The organism is Streptomyces fumanus, assembly GCF_014655295.1.
GTDB classification, from domain to species: Bacteria; Actinomycetota; Actinomycetes; order Streptomycetales; family Streptomycetaceae; genus Streptomyces; species Streptomyces fumanus.
In genome coordinates, this window is sequence record NZ_BNBI01000002.1 from 311,769 (window position 1) to 336,006 (window position 24,238).

General features: G+C 75.2%; 21 protein-coding genes and 1 pseudogene. 9 read left to right on the forward strand and 13 right to left on the reverse strand.

Going from position 1 to position 24,238, the window contains the following annotated elements; all coding sequences use genetic code 11:
• Positions 1 to 59 precede the first annotated feature (59 nt).
• The 3 genes from IE316_RS05620 to IE316_RS05630 form a co-directional block, all read right to left on the reverse strand.
• On the reverse strand, positions 60 to 578 hold the full coding sequence (locus IE316_RS05620; RefSeq protein WP_190203002.1) for a hypothetical protein: 519 nt from the start codon (positions 576 to 578) through the stop codon (positions 60 to 62).
• A gap of 130 nt (positions 579 to 708) precedes the next feature.
• Complete coding sequence (locus IE316_RS05625; RefSeq protein WP_190203003.1) at positions 709 to 1,728, reverse strand: hemolysin family protein; 1,020 nt, start codon at positions 1,726 to 1,728, stop codon at positions 709 to 711.
• Positions 1,725 to 3,110: a hemolysin family protein gene (locus IE316_RS05630; protein ID WP_190203004.1), complete on the reverse strand. Its 1,386-nt coding sequence runs from the start codon at positions 3,108 to 3,110 to the stop codon at positions 1,725 to 1,727. Before IE316_RS05630 ends, IE316_RS05625 begins: the two co-directional genes overlap by 4 nt.
• A gap of 263 nt (positions 3,111 to 3,373) precedes the next feature.
• Here IE316_RS05630 and IE316_RS05635 point away from each other — a divergent pair, with 263 nt between their 5' ends.
• From IE316_RS05635 to IE316_RS05645, 3 genes are read left to right on the forward strand one after another with little or no spacing between them, the layout of a single operon-like run.
• Positions 3,374 to 3,829: a tellurite resistance TerB family protein gene (locus tag IE316_RS05635; RefSeq protein WP_190203005.1), complete on the forward strand. Its 456-nt coding sequence runs from the start codon at positions 3,374 to 3,376 to the stop codon at positions 3,827 to 3,829.
• Between the two features lie 25 nt (positions 3,830 to 3,854).
• Complete coding sequence (locus IE316_RS05640) at positions 3,855 to 4,115, forward strand: twin-arginine translocase TatA/TatE family subunit (protein WP_190203006.1); 261 nt, start codon at positions 3,855 to 3,857, stop codon at positions 4,113 to 4,115.
• 54 nt (positions 4,116 to 4,169) lie between these two features.
• Entirely contained in the window at positions 4,170 to 4,544 is a 375-nt protein-coding gene (locus IE316_RS05645) for a DUF6479 family protein (RefSeq protein ID WP_190203007.1), read from the forward strand.
• Positions 4,545 to 4,593: 49 nt separating this feature from the next.
• On the opposite strand, the gene IE316_RS05650 is transcribed toward IE316_RS05645, so the two are convergent.
• Positions 4,594 to 6,264 (reverse strand): glycoside hydrolase family 13 protein, encoded by a 1,671-nt coding sequence (locus tag IE316_RS05650; protein WP_190203008.1) that lies wholly within the window; start codon positions 6,262 to 6,264, stop codon positions 4,594 to 4,596.
• Between the two features lie 345 nt (positions 6,265 to 6,609).
• Here IE316_RS05650 and IE316_RS05655 point away from each other — a divergent pair, with 345 nt between their 5' ends.
• Positions 6,610 to 7,581, forward strand: coding sequence for an LAETG motif-containing sortase-dependent surface protein (locus IE316_RS05655; RefSeq protein ID WP_190203009.1), 972 nt, complete (start codon positions 6,610 to 6,612; stop codon positions 7,579 to 7,581).
• Between the two features lie 257 nt (positions 7,582 to 7,838).
• Here IE316_RS05655 and IE316_RS05660 read toward each other — a convergent pair whose 3' ends face one another.
• Positions 7,839 to 8,642 (reverse strand): GAF and ANTAR domain-containing protein, encoded by an 804-nt coding sequence (locus tag IE316_RS05660; protein WP_229910209.1) that lies wholly within the window; start codon positions 8,640 to 8,642, stop codon positions 7,839 to 7,841.
• A gap of 100 nt (positions 8,643 to 8,742) precedes the next feature.
• A complete protein-coding gene (locus IE316_RS05665; protein ID WP_190203010.1) occupies positions 8,743 to 10,092 on the reverse strand; it encodes a helix-turn-helix domain-containing protein in 1,350 nt (449 codons plus the stop codon).
• Positions 10,093 to 10,307: 215 nt separating this feature from the next.
• On the opposite strand from IE316_RS05665, the gene IE316_RS05670 reads away from it, so the two are divergent.
• On the forward strand, positions 10,308 to 10,466 hold the full coding sequence (locus IE316_RS05670; RefSeq protein ID WP_190203011.1) for a hypothetical protein: 159 nt from the start codon (positions 10,308 to 10,310) through the stop codon (positions 10,464 to 10,466).
• A gap of 12 nt (positions 10,467 to 10,478) precedes the next feature.
• On the opposite strand, the gene IE316_RS05675 is transcribed toward IE316_RS05670, so the two are convergent.
• From IE316_RS05675 to IE316_RS05695, 5 genes are all read right to left on the reverse strand, one after another.
• Positions 10,479 to 11,855, reverse strand: a complete 1,377-nt coding sequence (locus IE316_RS05675; protein WP_190203012.1) for an extracellular solute-binding protein — start codon at positions 11,853 to 11,855, stop codon at positions 10,479 to 10,481.
• Complete coding sequence (locus tag IE316_RS05680) at positions 11,855 to 14,515, reverse strand: substrate-binding domain-containing protein (RefSeq protein WP_190203013.1); 2,661 nt, start codon at positions 14,513 to 14,515, stop codon at positions 11,855 to 11,857. Before IE316_RS05680 ends, IE316_RS05675 begins: the two co-directional genes overlap by 1 nt.
• Positions 14,516 to 14,519: 4 nt before the next feature.
• A complete protein-coding gene (locus IE316_RS05685; RefSeq protein ID WP_190203014.1) occupies positions 14,520 to 14,885 on the reverse strand; it encodes a hypothetical protein in 366 nt (121 codons plus the stop codon).
• 177 nt (positions 14,886 to 15,062) lie between these two features.
• Positions 15,063 to 16,625, reverse strand: coding sequence for a hypothetical protein (locus tag IE316_RS05690; protein ID WP_190203015.1), 1,563 nt, complete (start codon positions 16,623 to 16,625; stop codon positions 15,063 to 15,065).
• Between the two features lie 81 nt (positions 16,626 to 16,706).
• Positions 16,707 to 17,849, reverse strand: a complete 1,143-nt coding sequence (locus IE316_RS05695; protein WP_229910210.1) for a PP2C family protein-serine/threonine phosphatase — start codon at positions 17,847 to 17,849, stop codon at positions 16,707 to 16,709.
• A 104-nt stretch (positions 17,850 to 17,953) separates the two neighbouring features.
• On the opposite strand from IE316_RS05695, the gene IE316_RS05700 reads away from it, so the two are divergent.
• Positions 17,954 to 18,382: a hypothetical protein gene (locus IE316_RS05700; protein ID WP_190203016.1), complete on the forward strand. Its 429-nt coding sequence runs from the start codon at positions 17,954 to 17,956 to the stop codon at positions 18,380 to 18,382.
• A 47-nt stretch (positions 18,383 to 18,429) separates the two neighbouring features.
• Here IE316_RS05700 and IE316_RS05705 read toward each other — a convergent pair whose 3' ends face one another.
• Positions 18,430 to 18,861, reverse strand: coding sequence for an SH3 domain-containing protein (locus tag IE316_RS05705; protein WP_229910211.1), 432 nt, complete (start codon positions 18,859 to 18,861; stop codon positions 18,430 to 18,432).
• 142 nt (positions 18,862 to 19,003) lie between these two features.
• Here IE316_RS05705 and IE316_RS05710 point away from each other — a divergent pair.
• Both IE316_RS05710 and IE316_RS05715 read left to right on the forward strand, forming a co-directional pair.
• Positions 19,004 to 19,396, forward strand: a pseudogene (locus tag IE316_RS05710) (hypothetical protein); the annotation flags it as partial.
• Positions 19,397 to 19,460: 64 nt separating this feature from the next.
• Positions 19,461 to 20,456 carry an endonuclease/exonuclease/phosphatase family protein gene (locus IE316_RS05715; protein ID WP_190203289.1) on the forward strand — a complete coding sequence of 332 codons (996 nt, stop codon included), beginning with the start codon at positions 19,461 to 19,463 and terminating at the stop codon, positions 20,454 to 20,456.
• 59 nt (positions 20,457 to 20,515) lie between these two features.
• On the opposite strand, the gene IE316_RS05720 is transcribed toward IE316_RS05715, so the two are convergent.
• Positions 20,516 to 22,591: a PhoX family protein gene (locus IE316_RS05720; protein ID WP_190203290.1), complete on the reverse strand. Its 2,076-nt coding sequence runs from the start codon at positions 22,589 to 22,591 to the stop codon at positions 20,516 to 20,518.
• A 233-nt stretch (positions 22,592 to 22,824) separates the two neighbouring features.
• Here IE316_RS05720 and IE316_RS05725 point away from each other — a divergent pair, with 233 nt between their 5' ends.
• The gene (locus IE316_RS05725; RefSeq protein WP_190203017.1) at positions 22,825 to 24,228 is read left to right on the forward strand and encodes a VWA domain-containing protein; all 1,404 of its coding nucleotides are present in this window, start codon (positions 22,825 to 22,827) and stop codon (positions 24,226 to 24,228) included.
• Positions 24,229 to 24,238: the final 10 nt, after the last annotated feature.

The following is a 24,238-nucleotide window of genomic DNA, read 5'->3' on the forward strand; positions in this document are numbered from 1 at the left end:
CGTGCGCCCCGGGCGGTTCAACGCGGCTTCAGCCCGGTTTCAGGGCACCGGCGGGGGCCTCAGCGGGCTGAAACCGGGCCGCCTTCGGCCCAGGCGCGCAGCAGCTCCTCGCCCTCGGCGCGGGACGGGGCACCGGCGTCCCGGCGGGCGCGGCGCCAGGTGAGCGGCGGGTCGACCGTGACGGCACCGGCGGCGAGCCGGGCCAGGAGGGCGCGGGACAGGTCGTACTCGGCGGTGGTGTGGACGCCGCTGCGCGCGGCGGTCAGCGCGTTCGCCTCGACTGTGCCCTCGGCGGTCCCGATGACCACGGTGAACGGCGGGGGCTGGTCCACGTGGGTGGTCAGCAGGACGTCCACCCAGTCGCCCGCGATGGCCAGCAGCCGCCGCGCGGGGGAGCGCACCGCGACATCGCGGACGTCGAGGGAGCGTACGGCGTCCCAGGTCCAGAAGGCGCCCTGGTCGGTGCCGAGGCACTCCACGCCGTCCTTGCCCAGCCGGACGCCGGGGGCCGCGCCGGTGGGTTCGCCGCCCACGTACACGTGGTCCTCGGTGATCCAGAACAGGCCGACCATGGTCATCGTGGTGCTCCCAGGGGCTCGGGGCTCGGGTGTCTTCCCCGGGAGACGACGGAGGGCCCGGCGCGGTTGCCGCGCCGGGCCCCCGGGCCGGTCTCGTCAGGCCGTCGCCGCCGGGTCCCCGTGCCGGTCGTCAGGCCGTCGCCGCCGGGCCGACCAGTTCCGTCAGGACGTCCTCCATCGTCACGAAGCCCAGGACGGTGCCCGTCTCGCCGGTGACGGCGGCCAGATGGCTGCCGGTCGCGCGCAGCGCGGTGAGGGTGTCGTCCAGCGGGGTGTCGATGCGGACCCGGGTGACCGGGTGCAGGGCCGATCTGGGGAACGGGCGGTCGCGGTCGGCCACTCCCAGGGTGTCCTTGATGTGCAGGTAGCCCAGCAGGGTGCCGCCCGGCCCGGAGACCGGGAAGCGGGAGTACCCGGCCTCGGCGGCCAGCTTCTCCAGTTGGGCCGGGGTCACGGTGTGCCCGACCGTGCGCATCCGCGGCACCGGCACCAGGATCTCGCCGACCGGGCGGGTGCCCAGCTCCAGCGCGTCGCGCAGGCGTTCGCCGTCGGCGGGGGTCAGCAGACCGGCCTCGCTGGCGTCGTCCACCATGCGGGCGAGCTGGTCGTCGGTGAAGACGGCCTCGACCTCGTCCTTCGGCTCGACCCGCAGCAGCTTCAGCAGGGCGTTGGCGAAGGCGTTGATCCCGAACACCACCGGCCGCAGCGCCCGGGTGAGGGCGACCAGCGGCGGCGCGAGCACCAGCGCGGTGGCGGCCGGGGCGGCCAGCGCGATGTTCTTCGGGATCATCTCGCCGATCAGCATGTGCAGATACGTGGCGAGGGTCAGGGCGATGGCGAACGCCACCGGGTGGACCAGCGCGTGCGGCATGCGCACCGCCTCGAAGGCGGGCTCCAGCAGGTGCGCGATGGCCGGTTCGGCGACCGCGCCGAGCACCAGCGAGGAGACGGTGATGCCCAACTGGGCGGTGGCCATCAGCGCGGAGAGGTGCTCGAGGCCCCACAGCGTCATCCGGGCGCGCTTGTCGCCCGCCTCGGCGCGCGGCTCGATCTGGCTGCGCCGCACCGAGATCAGGGCGAACTCGCCGCCCACGAAGAACGCGTTGGTCAGCAGCGTCAGGGCGCCGATCAGCAACTGGACGACGGTCATCGGGCCGCCTCCGTCTGCTTCTCACGCCGCGGCTCGTCCGGCTGCTGGTCCGACCGCTCGTCCGGCCGGCCGTCCGGCGCGGGTACGGCCGCGGGGGCCGCCGGGGCCGTCAGGCGCAGCCGGTCGGCGCGGTGGTGCTCGATGTCGAGGACCTCCACCCGCCAGTCGCCCAGCGGCACGGAGTCGCCCTTGGCGGGGATCCGGGCGAGCCGGGTGGCGACCAGGCCGGCCAGGGTCTCGTACGGGCCGTCCGGCGCGGTCAGTCCGATGTCCGCGAGCCGGTCCAGGCGGACCGAGCCGTCGGCCTCCCAGGCGCCGGGTCCGGCGGGCTGGAGGTCGGGGGTCTCGACGGGGTCGTGCTCGTCGCGGACCTCGCCGACCACCTCCTCGACGATGTCCTCGACGGTGGCGAGGCCCGCCGTGCCGCCGTACTCGTCGATGACGACGGCCATGGTGCGGGCGGCGCGCAGTTGCTCCAGCAGCCGGTCGGCGGGCAGGCTGTCCGGCACCAGCAGGGGCGCGGTGGCCAGCTCGGTGACCGGGGTGTGCGGGCGCCGCTCGGGCGGCAGGGCGAGCACGTCGCGGATGTGGACGGTGCCGATGACCTCGTCCAGGCTGTCCCGGTAGACCGGGAAGCGGGACAGGCCGGTGGCGTGGCTGAGGTTGGCGGCGTCGGCGGCGGTGGCGTGGGCCTCCAGGGCCTTGACGTCCACGCGGGGCGTCATCACGTTCTGCGCGGTCAGCTCGCTCAGGTGCAGGGTGCGGACGAACAGCTCGGCGGAGTCGGCCTCCAGGGCGCCCTCGGCGGCGGAGTGCCGGGCCAGCGCGACGAGTTCCTCCGGGCTGCGCGCGGAGGCCAGTTCCTCGGCGGGCTCCAGGCCGAAGCGGCGGACCACGCGGTTGGCGGTGTTGTTCAGGTGGGTGATGAACGGGCCGAAGGCGGCGGTGAAGCCGCGCTGCGGTCCGGCGACCACCTTGGCGACGGCCAGCGGCCGGGAGATCGCCCAGTTCTTGGGGACCAGCTCGCCGACGACCATCAGCACGACGGTGGACAGGGCCACGCCGAGCACGGTCGCCACGGTGGGGGCGGCACCGCCCAGGCCCGCCGCCGTGAGCGGACCGCGCAGCAGCGCGGCCAGCGACGGCTCGGCGAGCATGCCGATCACCAGGGAGGTGACGGTGATGCCCAACTGGGCGCCGGACAACTGCAGGGTGAGCTTGCGTACGGCCTTCAGGGCGCCGTCGGCGCCGCGCTCGCCGGAGTCGGCGGCGCGCTCCAGGTCACCGCGCTCGACGGTGGTCAGCGAGAACTCGGCCGCGACGAAGAGGGCGCAGGCGAGGGTGAGGAGGAGGGCCAGCAGGAGCAGCAGGACCTCGGTCACCGTGCCACCCCCGCTCGCACGAGGGCCGCGGTGCGGTCACCGCGGGGTACGGCACGGCCGGTACTGGGGGGCTCCATTACGGAACGGGGCTCCTTCTACGGGTTCTACGGGATCGTGTCCCATGGTAAAGGACGGGCAAAGCCATCGTAGGCTTCTACTCGTCTGTAGAGAACGGTCCGGTCCACCCGAGTGTTCCCTGATAACTTTCTACATATCTGTAGAAGATCGGGACCGATCCCGTTCGACGACCGTACGGAGTGCGCATGGCCCTGTGGGACCGCTTCAAGGAGTCCGCGTCGCAGATGCAGACCCAGCTCGTGGCGAAGAAGAACGACCTCAAGAGCGGCGCCTTCCGCGACGCCAGCATGGCGATGTGCGCGCTGGTGGCCGCCGCCGACGGCACCGTCGACCCGGCCGAGCGGCAGCGGGTGGCCCAGCTCATCGCCGCCAACGACGTGCTGCGCAACTTCCCCGCCGAGGACCTGCGCCGCCGCTTCGAGGAGAACCTCGACAAGTTGACGGCGGACTTCGCCTTCGGCAAGGTCAGCGTTCTGCAGGAGATCGCCAAGGCGAAGAAGAAGCCCGCGGAGGCGCGGGCGGTCGTGCAGATCGGCATCGTCATCGGCGGTGCCGACGGCGACTTCGACAAGGACGAGCAGGCCGTGGTGCGCGAGGCGTGCTACACGCTCGACCTGCCGCCGCACGAGTTCGATCTCTGACCGACCCGACCGACCAGGGGGCCCCGTGTTCGGACTGAGCGAACTGGCGATCATCCTCATCATCGTCGCCGTCGTGGTGGGGGTGAAGAAGCTGCCCGAGCTGACCCGCTCGGCGGGCAAGGCCGCGCGCATCCTCAAGGCCGAGAAGCGGGCCCTGCGCGACCAGGACGCCGACGGGGCGGCCGGCCGGCGGCCGCCCCAGGTGATCCAGGGCGAGGTGATCCGCCCGGACGCCCCCGGCGCCCCCGAGGGACCGGGCGGCCCCGACGGCGACCGGCGACCGTAAAGCGAGAAGAGGTTTTTGTCGCTTTTCTCCCCTTTCGGGGCGATACTCAATGACATGAGTACGGAAGCCTTCACCCTGCTGGCCGCATCCCAGCACACGCTGAGCGTGACCGCGGCCTTCCTCGGCGGGCTGGTCATCGCCGGCGCGCTGATCTGGGCCGTACGCGTCGGTATGCGGATCATGGACCAGGAATCGCCCCGGCCCCGCGCCGACGAACACCCCAAGCCGCCGGCCGACTGGCCGGTGCGCGAAGAACGCGAGATACGGGAGCCCGACGAAGTACCCCTGGCCGCGAACGGCGGCGCGCGGCTGATGCCATACCAGCTCCATCCGGCGAGCACCCGGCGCTGCCCGGACCAGAACCGGCGGCGCTGGCTGCCGGGGTCCAGCGGCTCCTTCGGCGGCGGCGGACTGCCGCGCGGCCTGTGAGACACCGGCCCGCGCCATCCGGTGGCGCGGGCCGTGCCTCTCCGTGCCGCTAGGGGGCCAGCCAGGCCGTGGTGTCCGGGCCCAGGCGTCCGTCCTCCAGCGGCGCGCTGGTCAGCAGCACCTCGCCCGCGGGGAGGTCGACGGCGGTCTCCGACAGGTTGGTGACACACCGCCAGGTGGCCGAGCGGTCGAACCGCAGCACCCCGGGCGGCGCGTCCTCCGCCCAGGTGAGCGTCTCGCCGTCGAGCAGCTCGCGGCGGAGCTTCAGGGCCGTGCGGTACAGCTCCAGCGTCGAGCCCGCCACCCCGTCCTGGGCCTCGACGGAGTACGCCGCGAAGGACGGCGGCTGCGGCAGCCAGGACCCGCCGGGCCCGAAGCCGTACGACGGTCCGTCCACCGTCCAGGGCAGCGGCACCCGGCAGCCGTCGCGGCCCTTGCGGACGTGCCCGGTCTGCTCCCAGATCGGGTCCTGGAGCACCTCGGTGGGCAGGTCGGCCACCTCGGGCAGGCCCAGCTCCTCGCCCTGGTAGATGTACGCCGATCCGGGCAGCGCCAGCATCAGCAGCGTCGCGGCCCGGGCCCGGCGCAGCCCGGCCGCCTCGTCGACGGCCGGGGCGGCACCGCCGGACAGCAGCCAGGCGTCGGTGTCGGTGTCCGGCGGCAGCACCAGCCGGGAGGCGTGCCGTACGACGTCGTGGTTGGAGAGCACCCAGGTCGCCGAGGCCCCGGCCGCCGCCGCGTCGGCCAGCGAGCCCGCGATGACCTCGCGCAGCTCCCCGGCGTCCCACCGGGCCTGGAGGTACTCGAAGTTGAACGCCTGCCCCAGCTCGTCCGGCCGCGCGTACAGCGCCCGCCGGGCACCCGGCACCCATGCCTCGGCGACCGCCATCCGGGGCGGGGTGTAGGCGTCCAGGATCTTGCGCCAGTCGCGGTAGATCTCGTGGACCTCGTCGCGGTCGTAGAAGGGGTGGGTGCCGGGCTCGAACCGGGCGAGCGCCGCCTCGCTGCTCAGTTCGGGGGCGCCGAGGTCGCGCAGCGGCTCGCCGAGGTCCTTGGCCAGGGCGTGCGCCACGTCGACGCGGAACCCGTCCACGCCCCGGTCGGACCAGAACTTCAGGGTGCCCCGGAAGTCGGCCCGGACCTCCTCGTTCTCCCAGTTCAGATCGGGCTGCTCGGGGGTGAACAGATGCAGGTACCACTGCCCGTCGGGGACCCGCCGCCAGGCGCTGCCGCCGAAGACGGACTGCCAGTCGGTGGGCGGCAGTTCGCCCCGGGGGCCCCGGCCGTCCCGGAAGACGTACCGGTCCCGGGCGGCCGAGCCGGGCCCGGCGGCCAGCGCCTCCCGGAACCAGACGTGCCGGTGCGAGGTGTGGTTGGGCACCAGGTCGACGATGACCTTCAGGCCCAGGCGGTGCGCCTCGGCGGCCATCGCGTCGAAGTCGTCCAGGGTGCCGAGCCGGGGGTCCACGTCCCGGTAGTCGTCGACGTCGTAACCGCCGTCGGCGAGTTCGGAGGGGTAGAACGGGCTGAGCCACAGGGCGTCCACCCCGAGCCCGGCCAGGTGGGCGAGGCGCTGGGTGATCCCCTTGAGGTCACCGAGCCCGTCGCCGTCGGCGTCGGCGAAGCTGCGCGGATAGACCTGGTAGATGACGGCCTGCCGCCACCAGTCGGGGTCCTGGGAGGACAGGTCGGGGGTGCCGGCGGCGGTGCGTACGGTCACGCGGGCTCCTCTGCGATACGTGCGGGCGACACGTGTGTCACGTGCGGGCGACACGAGTAGGTCTGTCCACAACGCCGGGAAAGTGAACCCGCCGCCGGACGGAACACGGACCGCCGTTCTGTGGAGACCGCGTGAAGGCCGGAGAACTCCTCGGCCGTTTCCGCAGGTTGACAGGGACATACGGGATGACGACCATGGGGGTCCACTGTGGCCCGAGTGACCGAAGGGCCCAGTGGTTCTTCGACCACTCGTCCCCCGGGTCGGCCCGCGCACGCCCGACGTGGCTTCACGCCGTCGGCTGCCGTGCCGCCGCCCGGGTGTCTCACACGCCAAGATGGGACCCGCATGTCGACTGCACGACGTGTCATGACGCGCCGCCTGCTGGGGACGGGCGCCGCGAGCCTCGTTCTCTGCGCCGCCTCCGTCGCCTCCGCCACCGGTGCCTTCGCGCACGGCTCGCCGGGCGGCGAGGGCTGGGGCGGCGGCGGCGCCTACCGGCCGGGCACCGGCGCGGGCACCGTCACCGAGACCGACCGCTGCCAGTTCTCGCTGGACGGCACCACCTTCACCGACTCGGTCAAGGTGGACGACCAGAACCTCAAGCCGTCCGAGGACGGCAAGGTGCACATCAAGGTCCGCGCCGCCGCCGACGCCACCTCCTGCACCGCCTCGCTCGCCTCCTACCTCGCCCACGGCGCCACCTTCGCCACCTCCGGCGAGCAGGTCTTCGTCGACTTCGACACCGTGACCGTCAAGCCCGGGGAGACCGAGAGCCTCGACATAGCCGTGCCGGACCAGGGCTGCTTCGCGCAGATCGACCTCTACCGCGGTGCCGTGCGCTACGACGGCCTGCCCGACTCCGGTGACGGCGTCGAGCACGGTCCGCTGCCCAAGGGCCCGGACGGGGCGGTCATCAAGGACCAGTTGATCGCGGCCTGGAACGGCGGCACGAAGGACTGCACGGCCACCACGCCGCCGGGCGACTCCAAGCCGCCGGCCGAGTCGAAGCCGCCGGCCGCGTCCACGCCGCCGGCCACCCCCGCCACGCCGACCAGCCCGGCGCCGGGCGAGGACACGTCCCCGTCGGCGACGCCGTCGCAGAGCAAGCCGGCCACCGAGGCGCCGTCGCCGTCCGCCTCGGCCTCCACCTCCGCGCCGGCCGCCGCCGGTCCCTCCGCCGACGGTGACAGCGGCAACCTGGCCGAGACCGGCGCCGACAGCAGCACCGGCCCGATCGCCATCGGCGCGGCGGTGCTGCTGCTCGGCGGCGCCGGCATCGTGGTCGCCACCCGCCGCCGCCGGGCGACCCGCGCCTGACGCCCCCGCTGACCGGGGCCCGGGACCGTCCGGGCCCCGGTCGGCGGGCCGCGGGGCCCGGTGACGGCCCGGCCGGGCCCTTGCGGGGCGGGGACCCGGCGCCTGGTGACGGGCCGGCCGGGCCCTTGCGGGGCGGGGACCCGGCGCCTGGTGACGGGCCGGCCGGGTCCTTGCGGGGCGGGGGCCCGGCGCCTGGTGACGGCCCCGGCCGGGACCGCGCCCAGCCGGGACCGCGCCAGGTGGGGAGCGCGCCTCCGCTACCTCTCCTCCGTGTCGAAGCGGTGCCGGTGGGTGAGGACCTCCTGGGCCGCCTCGCGGACCGTGCGGCCGCCGGCGAAGGCGTGGGCGCGCAGCCGGGCCAGCGCCTCGTCGGTGCCGACGCCCAACTGGGCCATGATCATGCCGACCGCCCGGTAGACCTCGTCGTGCCCGGTGGCCAGGCCGTTCAGCCAGGACTGGCCGTCCACCCGGTCGGCCTCGTCCTCCCGGGGCAGGGCCATGAGGGCGACGGTCAGCACCCCGGCGACCAGCCGGGCGGTGTGCAGCTCGGCGGGGGTCAGGGTGCCCGGGGTGTCGCGGTAGAGGTCGAGGGTGCCGACGCACATCGCGTCCGTGCCCAGCGGCAGCGCGTACACCGCGCGGACCCCGGCGGCGGTGATCTGCTGGGCGTAGACCGGCCAGCGGACCGCGTCCGCGCCCCGGGTCAGGTCGTGGACCAGCACCGGCAGACCCGTCGCGGCGGCGTGCACCGAGGGCCCCTCGCCGAGGGTGGCCTGGATCTCCGCCAGTTGCCCGGCCCGCTCACCGCTGGCGCACAGCCGCACCGGCACGCCGTCGCCGCGCAGCGAGGCGCTCGCGCCGCTCACCGGCAGCAGCCGTACCGCCACCTCGCACAGCCTCGCGGGCACCTGGTCGGGCGGGACGCCCCGGACCCCGTCGGCGATCAGATCGACGGCCCGGGCCTGACCGGCGTCGTCGTCGGGGCCCGGTCGGCCGGGGGATGCCGGGGGGTCGTCGCTGGGCCGCACGCCCACCGCCTCCTTCACTACGCGGTCGGCCACGTCGACGGTGCTCCGGCACGCGTCACCGGTCCGGAAACGAGCCTCGGCTACCCCTGGTCGGCCGGCCGAAACCCCGGGCGGCCGGTCCGGTGTCCGCGGGTCACAGCGGCGGCTGGGCGGGGGCCGGGCCCAGCGTCGTGGTGCCGGGGGCGGTGCGGTGGCCCAGGCCCGTGCGGTACGCGTCCAGGGCCGCCTCCACCCGGCCGGTGCGGCGCAGCAGGTCGCCCAGGAGACGGCACAGGTCCGCCAGGTCACCGGCCGCGCCGGCCCGCTCCAGCAGGCTGAGCGCGCGGACGTAGTGCTCCTCGGCGGCCTCGGTGTCCCGGGCGTCCTCGGCGATGATGCCGAGCAGCCGGTGCGCGGCGGCGGCGTGCACCGCGCCGCGCTCGGAGGACAGCTCGTCCAGGACCCCGCGCAGCAGCCCGGCGGCCTCCTCGGACTTGCCGCGGCGGTGCAGCACATCGGCCAGTTCCACGGCGGCCTGGCAACTGTAGAGGGCGGCGCGGCTCTCCGAGAGCATCGCCAGGGCCTGGCGGAACTCCGCCTCGGCGCGCTCCAGCAGGCCGTTCTGCGCGGAGACGTAACCGCGCATCCAGTGGCAGTTGGCCAGCTCGGTCCGCAACTGGAGGGTGCGGTACAGCTCGGCCGCCCGGGCCAGCGAGGCGTCCGCCTCGGCGAGCCGGCCCTCGGCCAGCAGGGTGCGGGCGACGGAGCGGTGCATCCGGGCGACCAGCGCCGGGTCGCCGGCCCGGGGCGCCAGCGCCAGCGCCAGTTCGGCGGCCTGCGCGGCCCGCGCGTGCGCGCCCATGTCCATGTAGGGGCCGATCACGCTGGCGTAGAGCAGCAGCAGCGCGTCCGGGTCGTGCAGCCCGCCCCGGTTCAGCTCGTCCAGGGTGGACTCCAGGAGGTAGACGGCGTACCGCAGCTCCCCGGCGAGGTAGTGGGCGACCGCCCGGCCGCGCAGGGCCGGGACCCGGGCGGTGAGCGGGGCGCCCGCGTCGGCCAGGCGTGCCTCGGCCCGTTCGAAGTGCTCGCGGCCGGTCTCCAGTTCGCCGCTCTCCAGGGCGCACTCGCCGAGCCCGAGCAGCGCCTCGGCCGCCAGCTCGGTCAGACCGTGCTCCTCGGCCTCGGCGAGCAGCGCGCGGTAGCTCCCGGCGGCCCGCTCGGCACCGCCGGTGGCGAGGGCGCGCCGCGCCTCGGTGAGCCTCAGACGCAGGTCGGTGGCGAGGCGGGCGGGGCGTCCGGTGACCAGTTCGTCGAAGCCGACGCCGAGCCGGTCCGCAATGTACCGCAGCGCCTCGTCGGAGGGGCGGACCCGGCCGGCCTCCAGGGTGGAGACGTAGGCGGGGGTGTAGGCGGGCTCGGCGAGCTGGCGCTGGGTCAGGCCGCGGGCGGTCCGCAGGCGTTGCACCCGACGTCCGATGATCACCGGATCGTCACGTTCTCCCACGCTCAACTCCCCCTGCGGCCCTTGCCGTTCGCCCCCGACGGCTCTAGGTTAAACCGAGGATTAAGCAGGTTTAACCCGCTGCTTGACCACCCCGGGCCCGACCACCCCGGCGCACCCGCCACCGGCCGGCGGCCCACCCCCCGTTCACCCCCCTGTCCGCCCCGTCCACCCCCCGTCCCCGCCGTACCGCTGTGGACCGCTGTTGCGAGGTCGCCGTGCTCGAACGCCCACGCGCCGCCGAGCGTTACGCCCGAGGCATCGCCGCCGCCGTGGTCGCCACGGCCTGTCTGCTGCTGGCCGCCAACACCGGCCCCGCGCAGTCCGCCGAGCCGCCCGCCCCCGCCCCGCCCAGTGTCCCCGCCACCGGCGAGTGACCCCCGGCGGGCTCAGTCCGGCAGCGCCCGGCGCAGGGCCGCGTCCAGCGTCCGGGCCAGCGTCGCGTCGTCCGGCGGATCGGCCCCGAACAGCGGGCCCAGGTGCGCGGTGAACGTCTGGGTGAACGCCCCGTACAGCGGGGTGCGCGGCCGGTGCACCGCCCCGCGCAGGGCGGGCAGCAGCACGGTACGGGCGTAGGCGGGCCGGTCGGCGGCGTCCCGGGGCATCCGGTCCGGCCGCTCCCCGGTCGGCGACGGCGACGGCTTGTCCCCGGTGACCGGGCAGCGCAGCCCCGGGTCCTGGTACGCCGAGACCCGGGTCGCCGCGAAACCGGCGTCCAGCAGACAGCGTTCGCTGGCCCGGCCGGTGAGGAACCCGATCAGCTCGGCCGCCTTCCCGGCCCGCCGGGAGTCCCGGGTCACCGCCAGGTTCTGCCCGCCGAGCACGGCCCGCCCCGGCAGCGCGGTCACCCCCAACTGCTCCGCGCCGTACGTCTCGTGCAGGGTGCGGTACGCGTACGGCCAGTGCCGCAGGAAGGTGGTCCGGCCGTCGGCGAAGTCCCCGAGGGAGGCCGCCTCGTCGGACCGGACCGCCTCGGGGAGCGTGTAGGGGGCGGCGGCCCGGCGGCGCAGCTCCGCGATGCCCCGGGTCAGCGCGTCCGCGGTCGCCGTGTAGCGGCCCGTGTCGTCGGTGAGCGCGACGCCGTCCGCGGCGGACGCGAACGCCTCCACCGCGTTGACCGTCCGGCCCTCGTAGGCGGCGAGCTGGGTGGTCCAGCCCCGCTCCCGGCCCGGCAGATCGGCCTCGGCGACGGTGTTGAACAGCTCCTCCAGGTCCGCCCAGTCCGTCACGTCCCGCAGGTCGGTGGATTCCAGGCCGGCCCGCTCCAGGTCGTCGCGCCGGTAGTAGAGCAGGCCCACGTCGCTGTTGAAGGGCACCGCGTACGTCCGCCCGTCCCAGCGGGCGGTGCGCGCCACCGAGTCGATCACGTCCGCGTCGACGAGCGTCCCGGGCAGCGGGCGGACCAGCCCGGCGGCGGCGAACTCCGGTACCCAGGTGACGTCCAGGTTGACCACGTCGTAGGCGGCGCTGCCGGACTGCAGGGCGCCCAGGAGCTGGCCGCGCTGTTCGTCGGCGCTGCCGGGCAGCTCCACCAGCCGGGCGCGGTAGTCGCTGCCCGCCCGCTCCTGCCGCTCGTTCCAGGCGTCGATCAGCCGCTGCCGTACGCCGTTGCGCCCGGTGACGTCCCGGCCGCTGGCGACCACGATGTCCCCGGGCCCGAGCACGTCGGCGGAGGGCGCGGGCGCGGCGCCGTCCCCGCCGCCGGTGCAGGCGGCGAGGCAGAGCAGCACCAGCAGGGCCAGCAGGGCGGTGGGTCGCCGGGTCATCAGTCCTCCCCCGTTCCGGTGCGCGCGACCTCGTCGTGCAGGGCCGTGCCCAGGTCGTCGCCGGTGTCCAGGCAGCGCCCGCCGGTCGCCTCCGAGATCCGGGCGTCCGGCTCGCCCGCGTCGCAGCTCCCGCCGGTCAGGGACACCATCGTCACCGGCACGCCGGCCGCGCGGGCCGCGCCGATGACATCGGTGAGCCGGCCGGCGGTGAGGTGGCCGGCGTCCTCGTCGTCGGTGAGGTACACGATCAGGTCGGGCCGCTCGTCGTCGGCGCCGCGCAGCTTCATCGCGTCGAGGGCGGCGAGCAGCGCGCCGTGCGGATCGGCCTCGGCGTCCCGGACCGCGGCGGTCCGGTCGACGGTCCGCTCGGCGTCCCGGCGGGCGTGCCGGCCGAACGGCAGCAGCGTGTCGTACGGGTCGTCGCCGGTGCCGGACACCGCCCACACGGCGTACTCGTCCCGGCCGCCCAGGCCCCCGAACGACTGCTTCAGCAGCCCGGGGCCGCCGCCGGGGCCCGCCCACAGCCCGCCCATCGAGCCGGAGCTGTCCAGCAGGAACAGCACCCGGCCCGGCCCGCCCACGTTCCGGTAGCCGTCCAGCGCCGCCTCCGTCGCGTCCCGCCCGGCGGTCTCGGTCAGCCGCGACGGCGCGTGCAGCACCCCGGCGGCCCGGTCCTCGTCGAGCAGCGCCCGGTCGCCGGTCGGCTCCCGGAAGCCGTCCCGGGCGAACACCGCCTGCCCCGGCTTCCCCGCCAGCCACCGGCGGAACGCCTCGGCGGCCCCGTCCCGCGCCTCGGCGTCCCGGTCGCCGCCCTGCCAGCGCACCCGGGTGAAGACCGGCTCCAGGCCCGGTACGTCGCCGGGGTACTGGGCGATCCGCGGGGTGCGCCGCCTGCTGTCGCAGGTCACGCCGCTCTTCATCAGGAACTCGGGGACGAGGGCGGCGGTGCGCTCGTCCACCGCGTCGTCGTCGGGCAGCGCGCACAGCAGGTCGGCCGCGGTGGGCGAGGGCGGCCCGACCTGGGCGACCCGGCGTTCGGCCCCGGCCGCGTCGCGGGCGCCGGGACCGGTCTGGGTGCCGTACAGTCCGACCGTGGCGAGCAGGCCGGTGTCGGTGAACTCCGGGTCGGGCCGCCGCACCTCGGCCTCCGGGAGCCGCCCGCGCAGCGCGTCGATCATCCGGTTCAGCGGTACGCCGACCCGCTCGTCCAGCGACTCGACGGCCACCGCCTGCGGCACCGCCAGCACCACCGGCGAGTACGCCAGCGGCGTGCCGTCGGCGTCCACCCGGGCCGCGGCGTCGGTGTCCTGCGCCGCCGTCACCCGGGCCACGTCGGCGGGGCTGCCCGGGATCCAGATGTCCGGCTGGGGGCCCACGTCCCGCTGCGGGTTGACCCCGGCGCCCGGCTCCAGCCAGGCCCGGCTGCGGCGGCCGAGCGCGGTGACCGCGTCGGCGCTCCCGGCGCTGTAGACGGTCAGGCCGCTGCGCCGGCAGCCGTCGCCGGTGGTGTTCGCCTCCGAGGTGAGGTACGCGTCGGCGGCGGCCCGGACGGTCGGCTCCAGATCGGGGTCGGTCAGCACCCGCAGCTCCAGCGGCGGCGCGCACCGCGCCGGTTCCCCGGTGAGGGTGACGATGCGGTAGGAGCCGAAGCCGAGCAGGGCGAGGGCGAGCAGCGCCAGGGTCAGCAGGGCCGGGCGGCGCCGGAGCCGGGGCCGGCCCGGCGGGCCCTGGCGGCCCCGGCCGGCCGGGACCCGGGCCCGGCGGGTCCGCCGCACCGCCGCCGCGAGCGCCCCGGCGGCGGTACGCAGCAGCAGGGCGGCGCGCCGGCCCGGCGGCCTCGGCGGGTCCGGGGGTCCCGGTGGGGGCGGGAGCTCCGGCGGGGGCGGGTGCGGCGCGTCGTCCGCCGGGGCAGGGGCCCGCAGCAGCACGTCCTCCCCGGGTTCCGCCCGGCTCACCGGCTCCCACGGCTCGCCCCGCAGCGTGCGGTGGCCGCCCGCCGCCATCGCCTCGCGCAGCCCGTCCGCGAGGTCCCGGAACCACAGTTCCCCCTCGCCGTCCTTGCCGTCGCCCGCCAGCAGCCGGGCGAGTTCGGCGGTGAACGGGGTCGGCGTGTCCGGGTCGCCCGCGTCGGTGCGGTGGTTGGCCTGCACGCTCATCAGCAGCAGCACCCGGCGCTTGTCGCGGAAGGTCTCCCAGATCCAGGCCGCGTTGCCCGCGAAGCAGCAGTCCAGGACGACCACGATCCGCCGGGCCTCGCTGGTGGCGAGGACCGTCAGCACGGTGGTGAACATCTCCGCGCCGGGGAACACCGCGTGCCCGCCCGCCACCACGCTGGCGTTGCGCATCTGCAGGAACAGCTCGTCGCCCGCGCTGGGGATCGCCCCGTGCCCGGCGAAGTACAGCAGCAGCACGCCCTCGGCCTCGGCGGCGGTCTGCCGCAGCACCCGGCTGAAGTCGTCCAGCGACGGCGACCGGGCGACGGTGATCTCGCGCTCGCCGAACACCCCGGTCCGGCGCAGCGCCTCCCGCAGCCGGTTGAGGCTGTGCTTGACCGCGGGCAGGTCCCCCGGCACGCCGTGCGGCGGCTGGACGAGGTCGTACTCGGAGACCCCGACCAGCAGCGCCCGGTTCACCAGCCCACGCGGGTCGAGACCGGCCACCGGCTCACCTGTCGTCGTGGGTCACCGGATCGACACGGCCCTCGGGCGGCTCGCCGTCCTCCACCTGGCGGCGGTTGGTCCGCCAGGCTTCCACGGCCGCCTTGACCTGGTCCAGCAGTTCGCGGAACGCCACCGACGCGGCGCCCCCGACCATCGCCACCACGATCTCCATGCCGAGGCCCATCGGGGCGCCGGGCTCGTCGTCGGCGCAACTGCGCTCGTGGATCTGGAGCCGGCCGGCCCGGACCAGCTCGTCCAGCGGTTTCTCCCGCTCCAGCCATTTGCGCAGGGCGCCGATGTCGCTCTCGGTGGCGGTGCCGTCCAGTCGTACCCGGATGTCCCTCGTGGCCACTTCGTCCCCCTCAGCCATGACTCCCCATCATGACAGCGCGGCCCGGCCGGGGGGAGGGTCCGTACCGGCCGGGCGTCAGCCCCGCGCCCGCAACCAGACGGCCCGACCGGGGCGAGGGTCCGTACCGGCCGCCCGTCAGCCCCGGGCCCGCAACCGGACGGCCCGGCCGGGGCAGGGGTCCGTACCGGCCGCCCGTCAGCCCTGGGTCTGCAACTGGTCGAGCTGGCGGCGTACGTGGTCCAGCGCGCCCTCCCGGCGGCCGGGGACGCGGCTGCGCAGCTCCGCGAGGGTGACGCCCAGCTCCCGGGCGGGGCCGGGGTCGTGGATCTGGCCCCACTGGTGGTGGGCGCGGTCCACGGCGGCCTCGACGGCGGGCGCGTCCGGTGCCTGTCCGGCGCCGAGCCGGGCGGCGGCCACCGTCAGCCAGGCCCGGCAGCTCCGGACCGGGTCCCCGGCGAACATCGCCAGGTCGGCCCGGACCTCCGTCCAGTGCAGGGCAGCCTCGGAGGCGGACCCGTGCGCCTGCCCGGCGGCCCGCTCGTGCCGCGCGGCGAGCGCGTCGGCCTCGGCATGCCGGCCGGCCTTCACGGCGGCGGCGATCAGGGTGTGGGGGTCGTCGGCGGGGAGCTCCGGGGCCGCCGGCCCGAGGCCGACGGGGGCGGGCTCCCGCATGTCCGGCACCCGGCCGCCTGCGGCGGACTCCGGCATGTCCGGCACCCGGTCGGCGGCGGCGGGCTCCCGCATGTCCGGCACCCGGTCGGCGGCGGCGGGCTCCCGCATGTCCGGCACCCGGTCGGCGGCGGCGGGCTCCCGCATGTCCGGCACCCGGTCGGTGTCGGTCGCGGCGGGCGGGTCCCCGGCGGCGGGCCCCGGCGTCGCAGGCGCCAGGTCGGCGGGGACGGCGGGCCCCGGCGTCACCGGCACCGCGTCACCGCCGCTCCCGGCATGCGGGCCCTCAGCGGCCGACCGGGGCGTCACCGGCGCCAGGTCGGCGGCGGCCGGCCCCGGCGTCGCAGGCGCCGGCTCGGCAGGAGCCGGCCCCGCCTGCACCGGCACCACCGCACCGCCGGTCACACCGGTCACACCGGCCACACCGGCCACGGCGTAGGAGTCCCCGGCACCCGCCCCCGGCGTCCCCAGCACCATCTCCGTGCCGGTCGCGCCCTCCGCCGCCGCGCGGGCCAGCGCCTGCTGGTGCAGGACGTCGAGCGGCGGCCGCTGCCCGCTGCGCAGCACCGTCGCCAGGCCCCGCATGTACGCCGGGGCGCCCACGGTCCGCCGGGCCGGGGGCGGCGCGATGCGACCGTAAACGGCGTGGTTCGGCCCGCAGTCCAGCGGGTGAACCCGGAGCCACTCCCAGGTCTCCTGGTCGGCGTGGAGATCGAGCAGCAGCGTCGTCGCGCCGGCCGGCCTGAGCCGCAGTTCCTCGCGGACCCACTGCCAGGGCAGGCCGGTGTAGCGGACGGTGGACGAGGTGGTGCGGGCCAGCGCCAGGTGCGGCAGGCGCTGGCGGCGGTCCAGGTGGAGCTGCCCGGTGACGTACACGGTGAGCGGTCCCGGGGCCGCGGCGACCGCGCGCAGCCGGGTGAGGACCGCCTGCGGGTCCAGCGGGTCGGCCAGCTCGACGACGTTGGCGGTGTCGGTGCCGGACAGCACGGCGGGCTCCACCGCCGCCAGGACGGGGAGCACCGAGGCGGCGTCCACCAGGCGTCCCTTGCCGGCGGGCGCCGCCGCGAGCAGCAGCACGGTTCCGGGCATGTCCCCTCCCCTGTCGATCACGTACGGCAGCACGGTAACCGCTGCGGCTGCAAAGAGGGGCCCGGAAGGGCGAGTCTGGCCCTACCGGACCTGTGGCCGCCGTACCGCGAAGACCGTCGTGTCGTCCCCCAGTCTGCCCCCGCAGTGCCGCAGGGTGCCCTCGCGGACCAGGGCGACCAGCCGCCGCGGGGCGATCGCCCCGGGGTCGGCGGCGATCGCGCGGGCGACCTCCTCGGCGTGCCGGTAGAAGCAGCCCTGGCGGTCCCGGGCCTCGGTGACGCCGTCGGTGACGACCAGCAGTGTCTCCTCGGGGGCCAGGCGCAGCCGGCGTACCGGGGGCGGCCCGGTGCCCAGCTCCGCCATGCCCAGCGGCAGCCCGCCGGTCACCGGCAACTGCCGTACCCCGTCGGGGCCGACGGCGAGCGGGGGTTCGTGGCCGAAGACGACCGTGTCCACCGCGTCGGGCACCTCGTCGGGGAAGCCCAGCAGCACCGCGGTGGCGAAGCGGTCCCCGTCGTCGCGGCCGAGGGCGCCGGTGTGCTTGCGGTGCCGGGCCAGCCGTACCTCCAGACGATCGGCGACCGTGGCCAGGTCGGCCTCGTGGTAGCCGGCCTCGCGGAACGCGCCGAGCAGCGCCGCCGCCGTCTCCACCGCGCCGAGCCCCTTGCCCTGCACGTCGCCGACGAGGACGCGGGTGCCGTGCGGGCCCGGCTGGATGTCGTAGAAGTCGCCGCCGACCCGGGCCTCGGTGTCGGCGGCGAGGTAGACACCGGCGTGGTCGAGGCCGCCCCAGCCCGGCGGCAGCGGGCGCAGCACGGCCCGCCGGGTGGTGTCGGCGACGTCCCGCATGTGCAGCATCCGCCGCTCGCCGCGCACCCGCAGCGCACAGGCCGCCGTGGCCAGCAGTCCGCCGACGGCGACGAGGATGAAGTCGGGCAGCCCGCTCTGGTACTCGTGCGGCCAGGCGCTGTCGACCATGACGTACGTCAGGACCGAGAGCAGCGTGAAACCGGCGGTGACCCACACCCCGCACAGCGCGGCGGCGATCCCGGGGACCAGCACGATCCAGGAGATCATGCGGAACTCCCCGACGGTGTTGGCGTCGGCCACCGCGACCGCGACGAGCAGCACCAGCGGCGCGACCCAGCCGACGCCGATGCCGCGGACCCGCACCAGTTGGTGCCGGTGCACGGGGTCGGGGCGCCCGGGGTCGCGGCCTCTCACCGCCCCAGCGAAGCACGGGCCCGCGCGGGCCGCATCCTGAGTTGCCCGTGGGGCGCGCGGGGTGTGCGCTGGTAGGCGGGGGCGAGGAGAAAAGGAGTGCTCTCATGGCTCATGCGGCACCCGTGTCGTCCGGCGCGACACCCGACGTCTTCGGGCCGAGGGCCCACCTGGTGGCGAAGTGGGCGCTGCCCGTCGTGCTCGGCCTGATCTTCGGGTTCTGGGCGGCGGCCAACCGGCGCTACGGCGGGCCCATCACCGGCTGGAACCTGCTGTTCGGCTGGCTGTGCGCGCTGGTGTTCGTGGTGGCGTACGCGGTGGTGCGGGAGGTGGCCCGGCGGTTGCCGTGCGAGCGGCACGCGATGCTGTGGGCCGCGTTCACCGGCGTCGCGACGGGCTTCCTGATCAGCCAGTCGCCCTACGTCAGCCTGCTGCGGGCGGTGATCCCGGCGCTGGCGGCGGCCCTGGGCGTGTTCGTCATGCTGTTCTACCGCTACTACACCCGGGCGGACATGGCCGACCGGCACGTCACCTGAGAGGCGGCGGCGCGTCCGGGCGGGCCCGGCCGGGCCCGCCCGCGCGGTCAGCCCACCACGCCGTCCCAGTTGGTCCAGTGCCCGTCCTTCCACTCCGGGCAGGGGTCCGCGCAGTGGTCCACCCACCGCCCGTGGGTGTCCACGAACGCGGCGCTGGCCCAGCCCTGGGCGCCGACCAGCCAGTACCAGTACGGGTTGCCGTTGACGCTCTGGCCGCGGACCGCGCACAGCACGCGATCCTCGGCGCCCGGGGCGAGCCGCTGTACGGCGGCGGCGTGGCTGGTGGGCGCCTCGCGCACGGCGAGCGGGGTGGGCGAGGCGACGGTCCCGGGGACCGTGCCGCCGCGGCTCTCGGCCCGGACGGACGGCTCACCCGCCGTAGCCGTCCCGGCCGTCGCGCCCAGGGCGCCGGCGGTGAGCAGGGCCGCGGCCAGGGCCCGTGGCACGGGGCTGCCGCGCAGAACCGGGTTGATGCGCATGATCGGCTCCCATCTCCCCCGCTCCAGGTAACACCCGTTCGGGTGAGCCCTCCACCGGAGGGAGCAATGCCGCAGGTCAGAAGCGGCGGGCGCTCACCGACTACCACACCCACCGATCTCTACGGATGTCTACGGATCTCTACGGACGAGGAAGGGTTACCGCGTGCTGGACCTCGCCGCGTTCTGGCTGCCGCTGGCCGCCGTCGGCTGCGCGGTCGCCGGGATCACCGTCGCCGCCTGCCGCCGCCGCGCGCTGCTGGCCGCCGGCCTCGGCACCGCCCTGGGCGGCGCGCTGCTCGGCCTGGCCGTCGCCGTCGGCCGCCGCCTGACCCTCGCCGAGCCGCCCGGCGTCGTAGACCGCCCCGCCGCCGGGGCGGTGTACGACGCGCTCACCGCGTCCCTGCGCACCGCCGCCTGGCTGCTGGTCGCCCTCGGTGCGGGCGTCGCCCTGGTGTCCTGGCTGACCGGCCGGACGCGCCGCGCGCCGACCGGTTCCGCCGCGAGGGAACTTTCCGACCGCGCCCCGCGTCTGTGACAAAGGGCTCGCGGAGGGAACGGCCCCTCACCTGCGAGCGGAAGGCCGGTACGTGAACACGGAGATCACGGCCGCCGAGCGGAGACCCCCGGGCGGCGCCCCCGGGGAGCACCGCACCGGCCGGCGGCTGGCCGCCTGCTGCGCGGTCCTGCTCTTCGCCGCGGTCAGCGTGGTCGTCGGCCACCGCGTCGCGGACGGCGACGGCCCCACCCCGGTGCCCCAGTTGCTGGCGTTCCTGCCCTGGCTGCTGGTCCCCGTCGGCTTCGCCCTGCTGCTGTCGCTGCTGGCCCGCTCGTGGCTCTGCCTGCTCTGGGGCGTGGTCCTGCTCGGCCTGCTGGCCTGGTACCTCCAGCCGTACGGCAAGACCGGCGACCCCATCGGGCAGCCCGTCGCCGAGCTGCGCATCCTCACCTCGAACGTCGAGTTCGGGCAGGCCACCGGCGCCCTGACCGCCGCCGTCCGGGCGGAGAAGCCGGACCTGGTCTTCGTCCAGGAGTGCGACGACGCCTGCGCCCGGACCCTGCGCCACGACCTGGCCGCCGATTATCCGCACCGCCGGGCCGTCGAGGGCGGCGGCTCCGAGGGGTCCGTCATCCTCAGCCGCCTGCCGCTGACGGCCGCCCGGGGCGTCCGGGCCACCATGGGCATGCCCGCGGCGGTCGCGGACGTCGACGGCACCGCCGTACGCCTCCAGCTCGCCCACCCGATGCCGCCGCAACCCGGCCAGGTGGGCCTGTGGCGCACCGAGCTGGGCCGTCTGCGGGACGCGGTCGCCGAGGACACCCGGACCCCGACCGTCGTGGCCGGGGACTTCAACGCCTCGCAGGACCACGCCGCGTTCCGCCGCATCCTCGACACGGGGCTGCGGGACGCGGCCCGGCTGGCCGGCGCCACCCGGACGCCGAGCTGGCCGGCGCGGACGGCCCCGGCCTTCGGCACGCAGATCGACCACGTGCTGGTCTCGGAGGACTTCTCCGCCCGCGACGCCCGCTTCCTCGACCTGCCCGACACCGACCACCGGGCGCTGCTGGTCGACCTGACCCTGTACCGGGCGGGCTGACCGGCCCGGTACAGGGTCGTGGGGACGAGAGGTCAGGCGACCGCGGGTCCTCAGGCTCCTCAGACGCCGATGTCGCGGCCGTCCGCGCGCCACACCGCCACCACCGCCGGACGGGTGATCTTCCCCGGTCCGTCGGGCCAGGTGCTGGCCGGGTTCTCCACCGAGGCCCCGTCGATCTCGCCCGGGTGCTGTACGGCGACCAGGACGCGCCGGTCCTGGACGACCGGACCGCAGGTCTCGGCGCCGTTCGGCACGGTGAGGAACTGCTTCAGCTCACCGCGCCGCTCGCCCGCCGTCGCCACCCCGAACAGGCCGTCGTGGGTGCCGAGGGCGTTGCCGTCGGTGGAGATCCACAGGTTGCCGTGGTCGTCGAAGGCGACGTTGTCCGGGCAGGAGATCGGGCTGACCGCCTCCTTGGGGAAGCCCGCGAAGTACGTCGCCGGGTCCTTGGGGTCGCCCGCGACCAGGAACAGCGACCAGGCGAACTTCGTGGCGTCGGCCTGGTTCCAGCGCTCGGTCAGCTCCAGGATGTGCCCGTGCTTGTTGGCGTTGCGGGGGTTGGCCTCGTCCGCCGGGGCGTTACTGCCGACCCCGCGGTTGCTGTTGTTGGTGAGGGCGACGTACACCTTGCCGGTGTGCGGGTTGGGCTCGATGTCCTCGGGCCGGTCCATCTTGGTGGCGCCGACCTTGTCACCGGCGAGCCGGGTGAAGACGCACACCTCCTCGGCGGTCATGCCCTCCACGTGCGAGACGGCCCCGTGCGCGTCGGCCGTCACCAGCGGAATCCACACGCCGCTGCCGTCGAACTCGCCGTCGGCGGGCAGCTTGCCGGTGCCGTCGATCTCGATCGCCGGGGAGTCGCCGGTCAGCTTGGCGACGTACAGCGTGCCCTCGTCCAGCAGCGACAGGTTGTGCTCGCGGGCGGCGCGGCCGCCGCCCTTCTTCATCCGCTTGCTGCCGACGAACTTGTAGAAGTAGTCGAAGCGCTCGTCGTCGCCGGTGTAGACGACGGGGCGCCCGTCCCGGGTCAGCCGCACGGTGGCCGCCTCGTGCTTGAACCGGCCGAGCAGGGTGTGCTTGCGGGGTGTGGAGTCCGGGTCGTACGGGTCCAGCTCGACGACGTACCCGAAGCGGTGCACCTCGTTCGGCTCCTGGGAGACGTCGAACCGCTTGTCGAACCGCTCCCACTTGCGCTCGGTGGCGCCGGTGCCGATGCCGTACCGCTTGTCGGTGGCGCGGCTGCTGTTGGCGAAGTACTGGTTGAAGTTCTCCTCGCCGTGCAGGGTGGTGCCCCAGGGGGTGGTGCCGCCGGAGCAGTTGTTGAGGGTGCCGAGCACCTTGCGCCCGGTGCGGTCGGCGGAGGTCTTCAGCAGGTCGGAGCCGGCGGCGGGCCCGGTCAGCCGGAACTCGGTGGTGGCGGTGACGCGCCGGTTGAGGTGGTGGCGGTTGACGACGGTCAGCTTGCCGGTGCGCCGGTCCTCCTCCACGGCCACCACGGACAGCCCGTGCGCGGCCCAGGCGATCTCGACCTGCTCGCGGGTGGGGTTCGCGGGGTCGTAGCCCCGGAACATCAGCACCTCGTCGGTGTACTCGTGGTTGGCCACCAGCAACTGCCGGTCGCGCTCGCCCGGCAGCGGCAGCAGCGCGAGGAAGTCGTTGTTGTACCCGAACTGCCCGGCCTGCGCCTTGGCGCTCTGCCGCTCGGGGTCGAAGGCGGGCGCCCCGCGCAGGATCGGTTCGCCCCACCGGACGACGACGTTCTGCCGGTACCCGTCCGGTACGACGACGGCGTCCTCCTTGTTGGGCGCCACCGGCGTGAAGCGCAGGCCCCGCGCGCCCTTCGGCTTGGCCGGACCGTGCCCCTTGCCGGCCCCCGGCGCGGCCTGTGCCTCGGGCGCGGCACCGACGGTGACGGCACCGGCGCCGGCCGCGGCGACGGTGACCACGGCGGCGGCCCGCATCATCGAACGGCGGCTGAGGGCGCCGGCGATGACATCACCGACGTACTCGTTGTCGCTGGTGTTGGGCACCTCGTGGAAGCAGGCGTCACCACACCGGAAACGACAGGTCATGGCGGACCGCCCGCCAGGATGCGAACCGGACGGCGTTCCGATCAACGGCAGCAGCTTGCGCACTTTGCTCTCCCCTTGGATGCCCATGGTGTCCACGTGACCGTAAGAGCGCACATGTGCGAGAGCCGGGCGCCCGCGTGAACAGGGGGTGAACCCATGACAACCGGAGTGACGCCGAGGGAGGCCGGATCCAGCCCTTGACGCGGGCGCGGAAGGGGGGAGCCGGGGCCGCTAACCTTACGTGTCCGTCCTGGCCAGGGATCGACGGGCTACAACTCACGTGAAGGGTTGCGCACATGGGCATTCTCTCTCTCCTGCGAAAAGCGTTCAGCCGCTCCCGCACACCGGGGACCCCCGCCCCCACCCCCGCCACGCCCCCGCCCACAACGCCCACAACGCCCACAACCCCACCCGACCCCACCCCCGACATCCCCGAACCCCGCTCGTCCAAGGTCCACGACCTGGTAACGGAAGCCTTCGACAAACTCACCCTCCCCACCCAAAAAACCCCCGAGCCCCAAACCAGGCCGACCCCTGCCCCGACTCCAGAGCCCGAGCCCGAGCCGAAGCCCGAGCCCGAGGCGAAGGCTGAGCCCGAGCCGGAACCCGAGCCCGAGCCGACTCCCAAGCCCGAGCCCGAGCCGCAGCCCGAGCCCGAGGCGAAGCCCGAGCCCCAGGCAGCCCCGGAACCGGACCCAGAGCCGGAACCGGACCCAGAGCCGCAGCCCGCCCCGAAGGCAGAAACCGCTCCCGCTCCCGCTCCCGCCAAGAACGAACCCGCACCCGCCGACGGCGACCCCGCCCCACAGGGGCCACCCGCACCCGACGACGAAAGCGTCACGGGTGGTGCGGGTGGGAACACCCCCACCCCCGCCGAAGGCGAACCCGCACCCGACGACGAGAGCGTCACGGGTGGTGCGGGTGGGAACACCCCCACCCCCGCCGAAGGCGAACCCGCACCCGCCGACGAACCCGCCACCGCCGACACCGCCGCACAACCAAAACCCGCAACAACCACGGCCCGCATCAAATCCCGCGCCCCCCACCTCCTCCCCGCCCACAAGGCCGCCACCACCACCCTCAAAAAACACCACCTCACCGGCACCCGCGCCCGCGTCTACCTCGTCCTGGACCGCTCCGCGAGCATGCGCCCGTACTACAAGGACGGCTCCGCCCAGGCCCTCGCCGAGCAGACCCTCGCCCTCGCCGCCCAGGTCGACCCCGACCCCACCGTCCCGGTCGTCTTCTTCTCCACGGAGCTGGACGGCGTCACCCACCTCACCCTCACCGACCACCAGGACAAGATCGACAAGGTGCACGCCGAGCTGGGCCGCATGGGCCGTACCAGCTACCACGCCGCCGTGGCCGAGGTCCTCGCCCTGCACGACAAGTCGGACGACCCCGCCGCCCCCGCGCTGGTCGTGTTCCAGACGGACGGCGCCCCGGACGCCAGGACCCCCGCCACCGAGGCCCTCACCGCCGCCGCGGAGAGTCACCCGGGCGTGTTCTTCTCCTTCGTCGCCTTCGGTGACCCGGAGAACAAGGCGTTCGACTACCTCCGCAAGCTGAAGACGGACAACACGTCGTACTTCCTGGCCGGCGAGACCCCGAAGGAACTCACCGACAAGGAGATGTACGAGGGGATCGTCGCGGCCTGGCGCCCCGAAACGCGGGTGAGTCGATCTCCCGAGGCCAAGTAGGATTTCGACC